The 13,576-nt window shown below is 46.2% G+C and carries 15 protein-coding genes; 8 read left to right on the top strand and 7 right to left on the bottom strand.

All coding sequences use genetic code 11. From position 1 onward, the window contains the following. Nucleotides 1-45 precede the first annotated feature (45 nt). The 3 genes from gerQ to hemQ all read right to left on the bottom strand — a co-directional run bounded on the left by gerQ (nt 46) and on the right by hemQ (nt 1,850). The gene (gene gerQ, locus P8596_RS23150; protein ID WP_279725363.1) at nt 46-519 is read right to left on the bottom strand and encodes a spore coat protein GerQ; all 474 of its coding nucleotides are present in this window, start codon (nt 517-519) and stop codon (nt 46-48) included. A gap of 24 nt (nt 520-543) precedes the next feature. Continuing rightward, complete coding sequence (locus P8596_RS23145; RefSeq protein WP_034765031.1) at nt 544-966, bottom strand: cell wall hydrolase; 423 nt, start codon at nt 964-966, stop codon at nt 544-546. A 137-nt stretch (nt 967-1,103) separates the two neighbouring features. Then, nucleotides 1,104-1,850 (bottom strand): hydrogen peroxide-dependent heme synthase, encoded by a 747-nt coding sequence (gene hemQ, locus P8596_RS23140; RefSeq protein ID WP_279725361.1) that lies wholly within the window; start codon nt 1,848-1,850, stop codon nt 1,104-1,106. A gap of 298 nt (nt 1,851-2,148) precedes the next feature. Here hemQ and pta point away from each other — a divergent pair, with 298 nt between their 5' ends. Both pta and lipL read left to right on the top strand, forming a co-directional pair. Beyond that, nucleotides 2,149-3,120: a phosphate acetyltransferase gene (gene pta / locus P8596_RS23135; protein ID WP_279725360.1), complete on the top strand. Its 972-nt coding sequence runs from the start codon at nt 2,149-2,151 to the stop codon at nt 3,118-3,120. 231 nt (nt 3,121-3,351) lie between these two features. Further along, nucleotides 3,352-4,194, top strand: a complete 843-nt coding sequence (gene lipL, locus P8596_RS23130) for an octanoyl-[GcvH]:protein N-octanoyltransferase (RefSeq protein ID WP_279725358.1) — start codon at nt 3,352-3,354, stop codon at nt 4,192-4,194. A gap of 365 nt (nt 4,195-4,559) precedes the next feature. On the opposite strand, the gene P8596_RS23125 is transcribed toward lipL, so the two are convergent. Next, the gene (locus P8596_RS23125) at nt 4,560-5,375 is read right to left on the bottom strand and encodes an RsfA family transcriptional regulator (RefSeq protein WP_279727054.1); all 816 of its coding nucleotides are present in this window, start codon (nt 5,373-5,375) and stop codon (nt 4,560-4,562) included. Nucleotides 5,376-5,623: 248 nt separating this feature from the next. On the opposite strand from P8596_RS23125, the gene P8596_RS23120 reads away from it, so the two are divergent. From P8596_RS23120 to P8596_RS23110, 3 genes are all read left to right on the top strand, one after another. Beyond that, on the top strand, nt 5,624-5,848 hold the full coding sequence (locus P8596_RS23120) for a YuzB family protein (protein WP_060674304.1): 225 nt from the start codon (nt 5,624-5,626) through the stop codon (nt 5,846-5,848). Nucleotides 5,849-6,118: 270 nt separating this feature from the next. Further along, complete coding sequence (locus P8596_RS23115; protein WP_061810857.1) at nt 6,119-7,417, top strand: HD domain-containing protein; 1,299 nt, start codon at nt 6,119-6,121, stop codon at nt 7,415-7,417. A gap of 38 nt (nt 7,418-7,455) precedes the next feature. After that, complete coding sequence (locus P8596_RS23110; protein ID WP_224522519.1) at nt 7,456-7,965, top strand: YwgA family protein; 510 nt, start codon at nt 7,456-7,458, stop codon at nt 7,963-7,965. A gap of 60 nt (nt 7,966-8,025) precedes the next feature. Here P8596_RS23110 and P8596_RS23105 read toward each other — a convergent pair whose 3' ends face one another. Both P8596_RS23105 and P8596_RS23100 read right to left on the bottom strand, forming a co-directional pair. Next, entirely contained in the window at nt 8,026-8,217 is a 192-nt protein-coding gene (locus P8596_RS23105; protein ID WP_279725356.1) for a hypothetical protein, read from the bottom strand. Nucleotides 8,218-8,370: 153 nt separating this feature from the next. Continuing rightward, nucleotides 8,371-8,556, bottom strand: coding sequence for a 2-hydroxymuconate tautomerase (locus P8596_RS23100; protein WP_034765056.1), 186 nt, complete (start codon nt 8,554-8,556; stop codon nt 8,371-8,373). A 173-nt stretch (nt 8,557-8,729) separates the two neighbouring features. Here P8596_RS23100 and P8596_RS23095 point away from each other — a divergent pair, with 173 nt between their 5' ends. Together P8596_RS23095 and P8596_RS23090 are read left to right on the top strand one after the other, a co-directional pair. Beyond that, complete coding sequence (locus P8596_RS23095; RefSeq protein ID WP_347815200.1) at nt 8,730-9,416, top strand: site-2 protease family protein; 687 nt, start codon at nt 8,730-8,732, stop codon at nt 9,414-9,416. 13 nt (nt 9,417-9,429) lie between these two features. Further along, on the top strand, nt 9,430-9,936 hold the full coding sequence (locus P8596_RS23090; RefSeq protein ID WP_279725354.1) for a YwhD family protein: 507 nt from the start codon (nt 9,430-9,432) through the stop codon (nt 9,934-9,936). A 313-nt stretch (nt 9,937-10,249) separates the two neighbouring features. Here P8596_RS23090 and P8596_RS23085 read toward each other — a convergent pair whose 3' ends face one another. After that, entirely contained in the window at nt 10,250-12,310 is a 2,061-nt protein-coding gene (locus tag P8596_RS23085) for a transglycosylase domain-containing protein (RefSeq protein ID WP_279725353.1), read from the bottom strand. A 388-nt stretch (nt 12,311-12,698) separates the two neighbouring features. On the opposite strand from P8596_RS23085, the gene speE reads away from it, so the two are divergent. After that, complete coding sequence (speE, locus tag P8596_RS23080; protein ID WP_279725352.1) at nt 12,699-13,529, top strand: spermidine synthase; 831 nt, start codon at nt 12,699-12,701, stop codon at nt 13,527-13,529. Nucleotides 13,530-13,576 lie beyond the last annotated feature (47 nt).

Here is a 13,576-nt window from a genome sequence, read left to right as displayed (position 1 = left end):
AAAAAGATACCCTGTCAGGAAGCGATTTCCTGACAGGGTATTTTTTTAGCGTTGGGAATAGCTTTGCATGGAGCCTCCCGCACCGTATGGATATTCATACTCGATTTCTTCATCAAATGTGATGTAATCAAGATAAATCATCGGGATGAGGTACCGTGTGCCGGTTTGCGGGTCGCTCAGGATAAGGTGATCCCGGCCGGCGGCTTCAATGATCCCCTTGAACACCTTCGCATTCCATTCCTTATTGTTTTCAAATGTCGTATAAACCGTCGCGACTTTTCCTTTATTCAACCTGAGAATATTCTCGATATACGACTCTTCAATCGGAAGCATTCCCGGAACATTTTGAGAAGGCGCCGGGGCATTCGTAGGGGAAGGAATTTGAAACCCTCCACCACCTTGACCTTGCTGCTGGGGATAGTATTGTCCCTGACCTTGCCCACCACCGTAATACTGACCATAAGGATTATAAGCAGACTGATTATACCCTTGATACGGGTTTGATTGTTGGTTCGCCAAACCGAATACCTCCTTTAAGTAAGATTAATATACTTTCGGACAATCACCTTGAGTGGGTTGATAGAAACAGTGGGATTTGAATCGTCCCGCATTGGACTGGTTATACCACTCGGCAGGGCAATTCCCGGCGGGCTTAAAGAACCAAAGGGAGTAAGATGCAGGGTGATATCTGCCGCCTTTAATGGTCTTCCGCGCCAAATCGATCTCTTTCTGCCGGGCCCGTTGATAAAAATAGCTTTTCTGGGTGGCCTCGAATCCACCAGGGCTTTGAAACACCATGTCCTGAAGATTCGCTAGTTTCTTGAAGTCAAGGCAATCGGATCGGACCCGGTTCACCCCGACGTTCCCTACCATCAGCATTCCTTGTTGTCCTTCACCCTCGGCCTCAGCCCTCATCAATCGAGCCAGGAGCTTTACTTCCTTCTCGTTATAAGGAATAACAGCCATCTTCCCACCTCACTTTAGGAGATGCTATGTCTCACTATTTCATGTCTATGTGGGGGGAGAAATATTTATTCATTTGTTTTATTGACTGACCTCATAAAAAAACGACAAGCCCCAGGGACTTGTCGTTTGTTGTGTATTTAGTTGACGTGAAGGAATTTTGAGATAGCTTCTTCTTTTAATAGGTTTCCTACGTAGAAGGCACCGAATTCACCGAAGCGGGCGCTTACTTCGTCAAAACGCATTTCGTATACAAGCTTTTTGAACTGAAGCACATCATCGGCGAACAGTGTGACACCCCATTCGTAATCATCGAAACCGACAGAACCCGTAATGATCTGTTTTACTTTGCCTGCGTATTGGCGGCCGATCATACCATGGCTTCTCATCATGTCACGACGCTCTTCCATCGGCAGCATGTACCAGTTATCATTCCCCTGGCGACGCTTGTCCATCGGATAGAAGCAGACATGCTTCGCTTTCGGAAGGATCGGGTAAATGCGTTCCTGTACGTATGGATTCTCGTAAGGGTCGCCTTCTGAAGGCATGTAGTTACCAAGTTCCACTACAGAAACATATGAGAATGTCGGGATGGTGAACTCAGCGATTTTCAGCTTGTTGAATTCATTTTCCAACTCATTTAATTCTTCCATTGTCGGACGAAGGATCATCAGCATGAAGTCCGCTTTCTGCCCAACGATCGTGTAAAGGGCGTGACTTCCTTCTTTTGCATCCTGAGTGCTGTTCAATCGATCTAAGAAACGGTGGAATTCTGAAATCGCCGAGACTCTTTCTTCACTCGGAAGCATCTTCCATGAAGTCCAGTCCATTGCGCGAAAATCATGCAGGGAATACCAACCATCTAATGTTTGTGCCGGTTCTGCCAACGTAATCACTCCTTAAAGTACTTTTTCCAACTTTACTATATCATAGTTTCACCCTTGAGTAAGAATACAAAACCCAATGTCGCTAAAATGGCACAAATAGCGGATAGACGGTGGATTTCTGGAACACACTATCCTCGTAGATTGTCATACAGGCTTAGGATACTCCCGGATTGGGTAAAAATTATTAGAAAACAAAGACTTTTAAGTTGAAACCGATATCATTTCTCCTTTTCCTTGAATTCCTCAATGAGAAGAGTATTCTAAGATTGGATATGTATAAATCAAGGAGGTTCCTCTATTGAGCAACTTATTTACAACATTAACGGATAAAGTAAAAGGCAAAGAGTTAAAGATCGTTTTCCCTGAGGGGACGGACGAACGCATTCTGACAGCAGCATCTCGTCTCTCTGCTGACGGCATCCTGACACCGATCGTAGTCGGAAACGTGGATGAAGTGAACGCCAAAGCGGATCAGCTTGGTGTGAAGCTTGACGGCTGTGACGTCGTCGACCCGGCATCATTTGCTGGCATGGACGAGCTTGTGAAAGCATTCGTGGAACGTCGTAAAGGGAAAGCGACTGAAGAAGATGCGAAGAAGATCCTCTTGGACGGTAACTACTTCGGTACGATGCTGGTTTACACCGGCCAGGCTCACGGACTTGTAAGCGGCGCAGCCCACTCAACGGCTGATACGGTTCGCCCGGCCCTGCAAATCATCAAAACAAAAGAAGGTGTCCGTAAGACATCCGGTGTCTTCATCATGGTACGTGAAGACGAGAAGTATGTATTCGCTGACTGTGCGATCAATATCACACCTGACAGCCAGGATCTGGCTGAAATCGCCATTGAAAGTGCGAAGACAGCTGATATGTTCGACATCGATCCACGCGTTGCGATGCTGAGCTTCTCGACAAAAGGATCGGCTAAATCCCCTGAAACGGAAAAAGTGGTAGAAGCCGTATCTCTTGCTAAAGAAAAAGCACCGGAACTGACTGTCGACGGTGAATTCCAATTCGACGCTGCCTTCGTTCCATCCGTAGCGGCAAAGAAAGCACCGGGTGCCGACATCCAAGGGAATGCCAACGTATTCGTATTCCCAAGTCTTGAAGCAGGAAACATCGGGTACAAAATCGCTCAACGTTTAGGGAACTTCGAAGCAGTAGGCCCGATCCTTCAAGGACTGAACGCCCCTGTGAACGACCTTTCCCGTGGCTGTAACGAAGAAGATGTGTATAAGCTTGCATTGATTACGGCAGCTCAGGCGCTGTAAGGAGATAGATGTATCGGGAAGCCGGATCCTTTAGGGGGTTCGGTTTTTTTGCGATGGTCGCCTGTTAAATAACGCCATTTTTTTGACAGGCAAAAATTGAGGGGAATTCACCTGTCAAACGAACCTCAAGTTTTAACAGACAATTCGATAAAGATTGTCCAACCCCTTTTTAGAAACCCCATCATTATGTGATATAATGAGCTCGCATGTTGTAAGTGAAGGAGAAGCGTTATGGATAAGGAAAAAGCATATGCACTGCTTCGTCAAGATCGATGGAGAGTGATTGATCAATCAAGTTTGGGACCGATGTTCGGAGCCCTGCAGTCGTTTGCCATGGATGATACATTGTGCACCGCGATCGGAGCAGGTCAGTCTGATCCGACGGCTCGCTCATGGGTCCATCATCAAACGGTTGTATTAGGTATTCAAGATACAAAGCTGCCGTTTCTTTCGGACGCCTTAGAGGTGCTGGAAGAGGAAGGCTACCGATATATTGTACGAAATTCCGGGGGCCTTGCGGTCGTGTTGGATGAAGGGGTATTGAATCTCTCATTGGTTTTCCCGGATTCTGAAAAAGGCATCGACATTAACCGTGGCTACGACGCTATGTGGCTGCTGGTTAAGGATATGTTCAAGGAGTTTGAAGTGGAAATTGAAGCGAAGGAGATCACACAATCGTATTGTCCCGGCAGTTATGATCTCAGCATAAATGATCAGAAGTTCGCAGGGATCTCCCAGCGTAGGATCCGGAACGGGGTAGCCGTTCAGGTGTATCTTTGCGTCAGTGGAAGCGGTTCTGAGCGAGCTGGACTGATCCAGCGTTTTTATGAGACCGGACTGAAGGGTGGAACGTCGAAGTTTACGTTCCCGACGATTGACCCTAATGTGATGGCTTCTTTATCGGAGCTCTTAGGAGTCGAATTATCGATTCAGGATGTGATGCTCCGCTTCCTGCAGTCGGTGAAAGGATTCAGCGGCGAATTTTACAGCAGCGCCCTCCAGGGGGAAGAGTATGGGATGTACGAGATGTATTATCAGCGGGTCGTAGATCGGAATGAGAAGGTGTTGGGATAAGGAAGAGAGTCGGATTTCTATATGGAATAGGGTCCGGCTTTTTTTGTATGGAATTGGAAAAAGACGCATTAAATAAAATATTGACGCAATCAAGGCTGATTTCGACGCAATAAAAATAAAAATGACGCAATCATCCCCGATTTCGACGCAATAAATGGTGAAATGACGCAATCGAGGGGATATCCCCTGTCTTGGACTGAACTTCCACTCTTAATCGTCGCATTTTTAGCTAAAATAGGTTTTAAGTAACTAGTTTGGAACCAAACTGGACACCCTTTACGTTTTGTGGAAAGAGATTCTTTTGAATATCACAAACCCCACGCAAAAAACCAGCACGCCCACAGGCGCACTGGTTGGGAATACGATCATTCAGCTACTTTTTCGAGATTTCCGTTTCGATCCATCTTGAAACGGGGTGCTTTCGATTCGTCTTCATCGAATACGACAAGCTTTCTGGCCCGGTTCATGATTTGCATGAGTGTTTCGTAGTCTTCCTGCATCGTGACGGAGTTGTTTTCAAGGGCTTTGACTTTCTTTTCAAGCTCCGCGTTTTCTCTTCTGAGGTCGGAAATCTCCTGCTTCAATCTCTGATTCTCAATTTTTACATAATCGGAGTTCATATTGGTTTGGGCCAGGTTCTGGAGGTACGCGATTACCTTTTCAAGTGTGACTTCCCCTTTTAGTCCCGAAGGCTTTACCACGTGGTTGGCAGCAGGTGCCTGTTGCGCCACGTAAGCTTGTTCTTCACTTGCTTCCACTTTAAAGTCCTGTGCTGCTTCTTCGGTTTCTTTCCCCAGTTGCTCCGTTTCCGGTACGTAGTTCTCATACTCGGCAAATTCCATTTCTTCTTCCGCTTCAGACATTGATAGAGACATAGCGTCTAAATCTTCGAATGAAGGTGTCGGTGGCTGGTATAATAGCTTTTTCTTGCCGCCCTGGTCTTTCCCGAGGATGCGGTGGCGCTGTTTGCGTTGTTTTTTTGCTAGTGAAAGAGCTTTCTCGTATTGGTGGCGCACAACGGCGTTCCAGCGGAATCCACATGCGGCGGAAGTGCGGTTCAGTTTGTCCCCGACTTCCTCGAAGGCATTCAGTTGTGTACTGCCTTCACGCACATGGCGTAAGACCGTTTCGGCCAATAATAGATCATTTTCTTCCGTCCAGGCATCCTGTCTTGTTTTCATCATCATTTTCATCTCAACTCCCAAAGTTTTCTTAAAGTATTCGTTGATAAAAGGATGGACCATTTATCAGGTTTTTATACGAATATGTTAAAATTATTTTCTGTCTGCTAGTTTCGTTGTATCAGTGATGAACGCTTGCGGAATGGAAACGATGTTCACTTGCAAAACATGACTGAAAACTGTATTCTATAAATCGATGTTTACGACGTATAAAATCCATTTCAATAGATAGAAAGGGTTGTTGACAGATGGCAAACGAATTCCGTGTTTGCGATGATTGTCAGGCCGTTAACTTAAAGACCTTGATTCCAAAATTAAAGGATATTGATCCGGACGCACCGATTGATATTGCGTGCCAATCCTATTGTGGTCCAGGACGCAAAAAGACATTCGCTTTTGTGAATAATCGTCCTGTAGCGGCGTTGACTGAAGAAGAATTGATGGAAAAAGTGATCAAGAAAATAAAGAAATAAAGGGAAACTTCCTCCTGAGGGAGTTTTTTCTTTTCTACTGATAAAAATAAATAAAGGTTTGCGCCTCTTTGGAAAAGGAAACTACATAAGGGGTAGAGAAATAATAGGAGAGATTTTTTGTCAAGCGTCCAAATTTTTTTGAAGGATTTGGAACGCTTGCGGTGGAACAATCAAAGGACAAATACCTATTTTTTTCGACAAAATTCGAGATGAATGCGATGGAGCAAGTCGCTATAATAGAAATATGCTAGTTTAGGAAGAGGGTAGAAGATGGAGTATGCCAAGCAGAAATTACATGAAGAAAAAGTATTTAAAGACCCTGTTCATCGCTATGTTCATGTAAGGGATCGCGTGATCTGGGATTTGATTGGGACAAAAGAGTTCCAGCGACTCCGCAGAATCAGACAGCTCGGAACCACCTACTTGACCTTTCACGGAGCGGAACACAGTCGGTTCAATCATTCTCTTGGCGTGTATGAGATCATCCGCCGCATCGTCGATGATGTCTTCGTTGGAAGACCGGAGTGGAACCAGGATGAGCGATTACTGTCATTGTGCGCTGCGTTACTGCATGATCTTGGGCACGGACCGTTTTCCCATTCCTTTGAAAAGGTGTTTCACCTCGATCATGAGCATTTTACCCAAGCCATCATCTTAGGCGATACCGAGGTGAACGCGGTTCTCGGTAAAGTGGCACCGGATTTTCCGAAGCATGTGGCAGAAGTGATAGCGAAGACGTACAGCAATAAGCTGGTCGTCAGCCTCATTTCAAGCCAGATTGATGCCGATCGCATGGATTATTTGCAGCGTGACGCCTATTTTACAGGGGTGAGCTACGGGCATTTCGACATGGAGCGGATCCTCCGTGTGATGAGGCCCCGAGAAGATCAGGTTGTCATCAAGCAGAGCGGGATGCATGCCGTCGAAGATTACATCATGAGCCGCTATCAGATGTACTGGCAGGTGTATTTCCATCCGGTGACGAGAAGTGCCGAAGTGATCCTGACGAAGATTTTACATAGGGCGAAGGAGCTTCATGAAGAGTTCTATTCCTTTAAGCAAAGCCCGATCCATTTTTATTCCCTGTTTGAGGGGGAAGTGGCCCTTGAGGATTATCTTAAGCTCGATGAAGCAGTCATCATGTACTATTTTCAGATCTGGCAGGAAGAAGAAGACCCGATTTTGCGGGACCTGTGCGAGCGGTTCATGAACCGGAATTTATTCAAGTACGTGGAGTTTGACCCTGCGAAGGAATATAAGAAGCACAGTGAGCTTGAAGCCCTCTTTAAAAAGGCGGGAATCGATCCCGATTATTACTTGGTGGTGGACTCATCTTCAGACCTTCCATACGATTTCTACAGGCCGGGCGAGGAAGAGGAACGGCTGCCGATTCACCTGTTAATGAAAAATGAGGAGCTGCGCGAATTATCCAGGCAGTCGGACATCGTGGATTCCATTTCCGGAAAGCGCCGGACCGACCATAAATTATACTATCCAGTGGATTTACTATATGACGAATCAACAAAGAAGAATATTAAGAGACAGATACGGAAGATTTTGGAGCTGTAAACGACACATGCAATACTAGGAGTAGGAGATGACGTACATTGTTGAAAGATCATGCCAAACTGATGAGTGCCTTCTTAGCCTCGGGTGAAGTGGTGGGTAGGAAGAAGCTTCAAAAGATGATATTCATCGCCAAGAAGCTTGAATTCCCGTTTCAGGAAAAATTTCAATTTCATTTTTATGGTCCGTATTCGGAAGAATTGACGCTTCGGGTGGAGGAGCTATGCAATATGGGGTTCATCTCCGAGGTGAAAGAGAAAAAGGGCGGCTACTATCAATACCGCTATACGGTCACGAAGGAAGGGGAGGACTTCCTGGAGATCTATGAAAAGGATATGCCTCACTTGAAGGATTGCCTTACGGATATGAACGTTCAATCAGCACGCTTTTTGGAGCTTGTTTCGACCGTCTTATATTTTGACAACCTTTCAAAAGAAGAAGTCGTGGAAAAAGTGCATACACTCAAGAGCAAGCAGAAATATACCGAAGAAGAAATCGACGAAGCCTTCGCTTACATTGATGGACTAAAATCGAAAAAAATCGTTCAGTAGAGAACGTTCTTATAGGATTGGAAGGGGGATCACTCTTGTGAGTGATCCCCTTTTACATCGCTATGATTTAGGTGATTGATTCATTTTTTCGATGATTTGATCAAGCTTTTCTTCAACCTGTTTGTCTTGCTTCCGCTGCTGGATCCTTCTGTTTCTAAGACCTTTCGCCACCATAAAAGCGACAACGACAATGGCTAGTGGAAAAGCCATCATGAACAATTGTAAGAACACATCGCCAATCGTCATGTCCATTCATTTCACCCTTTCCGTCGAGTGTATGGTATATCGTATTCGTCAGATGCAAATGTTGCCCGTGTGGAATTCCGGATTTGAAAAAAGTCGGAATCATAAGACAAGCCCGCTGAAAGGAATGCCTTCGCAGCGGGCTTGTCTTATGACTTGCTTTTATTGGTCACTGAGTCTTTTGCCGCCGACGGCATAGTGGCCTTTCGTCATTTCTTCAATGAAGACGACGATTTTTTCTTCAGGGGCACCGGTGGTTTCGCTGACGGCTTCGGTCACTTTTTCGACGAGGGCACGCTTTTGCTCTTCTGAACGGCCTTCGAGCATTTTTACGGTGATATAAGGCATAATGATTCGCTCCTTGCTTTCGGATTTGGTACAATCTGTGGTAGGCTCTTACTCTATAAATGTAATGGCTGGGGGATGAGAGAGCAAGTTTGATATGATATGTCATGAATGCAGGAATTTTTCTGTATACTATGGAATAAGAAAGTAAAACATTTTTTAAAGGAGTACATACTTTGGATACCATTAGCTCACTTTTTGAGTCGATTTCCGTCTTTCGGTTGGAAGAGCTTCCGTTTGTCGTGATCGCCCTCGTCATGGCCTTTACGGTTCATGAGTTCGCCCACGCCTATGTGGCATACAAGTTCGGGGATACGACGGCGAAGGATCAAGGAAGACTCACATTGAATCCGATTCAACATCTGGACCCGTTTGGGACCCTTTTAATATTAATTGTGGGATTTGGCTGGGCGCGGCCCGTGCCTGTCATGAGATCCCGTTTTAAGAATCCACGTTTGGCAGGTGTGCTGGTATCCGTTGCCGGCCCATTGAGTAACTTCCTGCTTGCCTTTATTGCATTCGGGATCTTTTACTTTTTTGTAGGGGTGACGGGTGGCGTCGGGGTTCCACCGTTCATCATCGACCTTCTGCAGATGATCGTTTACTTGAACGTATTGCTGTTTGTCTTCAACATACTGCCGTTCCCTCCACTGGACGGGTACCGGATCATCGAGGAGCTGTCACCGAATCATGTCAGGGCAAAATTATCCCAGTATGAGCAATATGGCGTTCTGCTGTTTTTAATCATTGTCATCACGCCTCTGGACGAATATACGATCTGGCCGTTACTACAGGGTGGCATGACGGCGACCAATCAGGCATTCAGTGCGATATTCACAACGATTTTTTCAATCTTTAGCTAGGGAGTGACGTTTCATGGAAAAGAAAAAAAACATTGGATTCAATATCATCAAAAGTGACCCCACTGACGGTCATGGCGGTTACGGGGTAGGATCATTGAGCCTTGATAATGTTTCGCCTGTCATGATTGATGTCGAAGAAGGGGAAGCGACGATTGAAATCGGAGCCATGCACGCAAGGAGCCCGATCGAAAAAGGGATCAAATTCACGAATAACCGTGAGGACTCGGCAGGCGGTAAGCCGTACTGGCTCATCTGGGTGACTATCGACCGGATGGAAGACGGACCGTACTATGCAGGGGTGACGGCATGTGAGCTCGTCGTGAACCGCGAAAAGCGCAGGGGCTACAAGTCCATGCCGGAACATGTGAACAATATGGATAAATCCATCAAGCGGAAGGTCGTCCTTGACCAACTGGACGACAAATCCAAAGGCATCCTCACTGACTTTTTGAAGAATCATGATGAAGGCATGTGGGAACGCTCAAAGGATGAATTAAAGGAAGCCCTCAAAATAAAATAAATCGATTTGTGAACAAACTGTGACAGTTCTTTGAATATGTCGTTCACATCTTGCTCTATGGAGAGAAAAAAAGTACACTTAAATCACAGTTTGCACATAAACTAGGACATGAAAAACCCCGGGTTCGCACAAACCCGGGGTTTTTTGTTGTACCGAAAAGCGGAGGCGGCTCGTTCAGAGGCGACAAGCATAAGGCGAGCCAACCGGAAAGGCGCCCTTTGCCTTTTGGTTGGCTTGACTTATGACCTCGAGCCTCTAGCCGCCGGAGCTGGACATCTCGAAAACCCCTTTTCCAGCTATATAACAATAAAAACTAAAAGATCCAATCCTTCACTTTCTCATACCAAGGCTTCTTCCCTTTTTCTGGTGCCTTTTCTTTCGGTGCTTCTTTTTCACCTAAGTGTTCATGGCAGTATTCGGTCGGTTCGGTACCTTTTACAAAGTAGGTGAAGCGCTGCACGGGGCAGTCTTCCGTGGCGAGCAGTCCGTTATGGGGATTTACGGCCACGCCTACGACGCCCTTGGTCGGTTTGAAGTTTTTGACGGGTTCGTCCTTCAGGGCTTCTTCCATGAAGTGGACCCAGATTTTCTTGGCAAAGTATTTATCATCGACCAGGGAGACCTCTTTTCCTTTGTCGTATCCGGTCCACACTCCTGCCGTTAATTGAGGGGAGTAGCCGATCATCCAGTTGTCTGTGTTGGTCGTCCCGGATTTCCCTGCGTAGGGACGGGTCGCGTCTCTCTTGATCTGGATCCCCGTTACCGTTGAGTAATCATTGAGCTTAGGGTCGAATATCCCGGTGAGCATATGGGTCATGACGTATGTGAGATCCGGGTCGAGCACCTGCTCTTTTTTCGATTCGCTTTCATAGATGACCTTACCCGACCAGTCTTCCACTTTTGTAATGAAAACAGGCTTCACTTTATACCCGCCGTTGGCAAAGATGCTGTAGGCGTTGACCATATCGATGACCCGTGCCCCTGATGTACCGAGTGCCGAGGAAGGGTATTTTTTCACCTTTGTCGTCAATCCGAACTTCTCTCTTGCCGTTTTCGTCAAGGTGTCCTGACCGATGAAGAGATGGGTCTTCACGGCGTACACGTTATCAGATAGAGCGATGGCCTGGGCCAGGGTGATATCTCCATCTGCATATTTGTTGTTGTAATTATGAGGGGTGTATTTTTTTCCATCATCGAATGTGAAGGACGTCATTTCGCTCTTCATCGTCGTAGATGGCGTAAACCCCTGTTTTAAAGCAGAGTAGTAGAGTAGCGGTTTGATCGTTGACCCCGGCTGGCGGATTGCCTGCACGGCACGGTTAAACGGACTTTCTTCATAATCCCGTCCCCCGACTAAAGCTGTGACATAACCATTTTTCGGATTCATGGACACAAACCCCAATTGGATTTCCGATTCATCGGGGATCTGTTCCTTCACGACTTTCTCGGCCACCTTTTGATGATCGGGGTTGAGTGTCGTATAGACTTTCAAGCCACCCATCTCGATGGTACGTTCCTCAATTCCCAAGTCAGAGCGGAGGATGCTTTTCACCACATCTTGAAAATAGGGGGCGGTTTCCGCCTTTTGATGGGCGTGCTCCCCTGTGATGCGGATGGGTGCCGCCTTGGAAACAGCCTCTTGCTCTTTTGTGATAAAACCGTCATCGGTCATGGACTGAAGAATGAGCTCCTGTCGCTTCTTGCTATTTTCCATATGGGTGACAGGCGAATAGTAGGATGGTGCTTTCGGTATTCCGGCGAGCATGGCGGCTTCTGCGACGGTCAATTGATTGGCATCCTTGCCGAAGTAATATTGACTCGCTGCCTGGACACCGTATGCGCCGTGGCCGTAGTAGATGGTATTTAGATAGCCTTCTAGAATGTCCTTCTTGGAGTAGTTCATTTCGATCCTGATCGTGTAGAGGGCCTCTGAGATCTTTCTCTTCCATGTTTTATCATGAGAAAGAAATAGATTGCGAGCGTACTGCTGTGAAATGGTGCTTGCCCCCTGCACCTTTGACATCGCTTTGACGTCGGCAAGGGCTGCCCCTGCCATTCGCTTCAGGTCAAACCCGTAATGTTGGTAGAAGCTTTTGTCTTCAATGGAGATCGTCGCTTCAATGAGGGCTGGGGAAATTTCCTTCAGACCCACCCAGTAGCGCTTCTCGCCGGTATTCGTTTCTCCTATGACCGAACCATCCTCACCGTAGATCAAAGTGGATTGGGGGACAGCAAGGGGTGGCGGTCCCTGAACCTTGGCATAAATCAAAACCCCCATGATCCCTACCAAAAAGAGGACCAAGCCCGCGAGAGCCCCGACCACTGCAAATCTCGCATATTTCTTTGTCTTCTCCATTCGAGCCATCACTTCCATACCTCTCCCTACTTTCCCTGCACAGGCCCGCAGTTTAAGAGGGACGGACCTTGGATTTTTTATATTGGTCATCTCGTTTATACTGATTACTGTGTAGTATCAGTATGAAAAGTTTTACGAGATTTTAAACGTCAAAGGTTTAGAAAAAATTTCACTTGAAATTTTGCTAGATTCCACTATACTTTTCCTCATGTTTGTATTTATCATGATAGGGAAGGATAAAAATGACGTCCGATGCGGATGTTTTTATAAATAGGAGTTAAGCCCGTTATGTCAGGGTTTCGCTTCACTTTGTCCTAAAGATGAACGTGTGAAGGATCAAACTAGTGGTATATGATTTTGACAGAAACAGCAATAAACCATTAAAACAAGAAGGGAAGTTGAAACAATGAGTGGACTTTGGTACACAGAGAAACAAACAGAAAACTTCGGGATCACGATGAAAATCAAGAAGACTTTACATACAGAGCAAACGGATTTTCAATATCTTGAAATGGCAGAAACAGAAGAATGGGGCAATATGCTGTTCCTTGACGGCATGGTCATGACGAGTCAGAAGGATGAGTTCGTTTATCATGAAATGGTTGCTCATGTTCCATTATTCACGCACCCGAATCCAGAGACAGTATTGGTTGTAGGTGGCGGAGACGGCGGCGTCATCCGTGAAGTGTTAAAGCACCCAAGCGTGAAAAAAGCGGTTCTTGTTGAAATCGATGGAAAAGTGATCGAGTACTCCAAGAAATATCTTCCGGAGATTGCGGGAGAGTTAGAGAATGAGCGCGTGGACGTACAAGTCGACGACGGCTTCATGCACATCGCGAAGAGTGAGAACGAATATGACGTGATCATGGTTGATTCCACTGAGCCTGTAGGACCAGCTGTTAACCTGTTCACAAAAGGATTCTACGCAGGGATCTCGAAAGCATTGAAAGAAGACGGAATCTTCGTTGCTCAATGTGATAACCCATGGTTCAAAGCAGACCTTATCCGCCAGGTACAGAGCGACGTAAAGGAAATCTTCCCGATCACCCGCCTGTACACAGCGAACATCCCAACGTACCCAAGCGGACTGTGGGCATTCACCATCGGTTCCAAAAAGCACGACCCAATCGGAGTACCGGAAGAGCGTTTCCACGACATCGAAACCAAATACTACACACCGGAACTGCACAACGCAGCATTCGCCCTTCCGAAATTCGTAAAAGACCTGACCAAATAAATGTGAGGGACGGACCTCAAATTTCAAGGTGAAATCCTATAATATCA

This window comes from Rossellomorea sp. DA94 (genome assembly GCF_029834455.1).
GTDB lineage: Bacteria > Bacillota > Bacilli > Bacillales > Bacillaceae_B > Rossellomorea > Rossellomorea vietnamensis.
The sequence above is the reverse complement of the archived record's forward strand: the minus strand, read 5'-3'. Positions and strand labels throughout refer to the sequence as shown.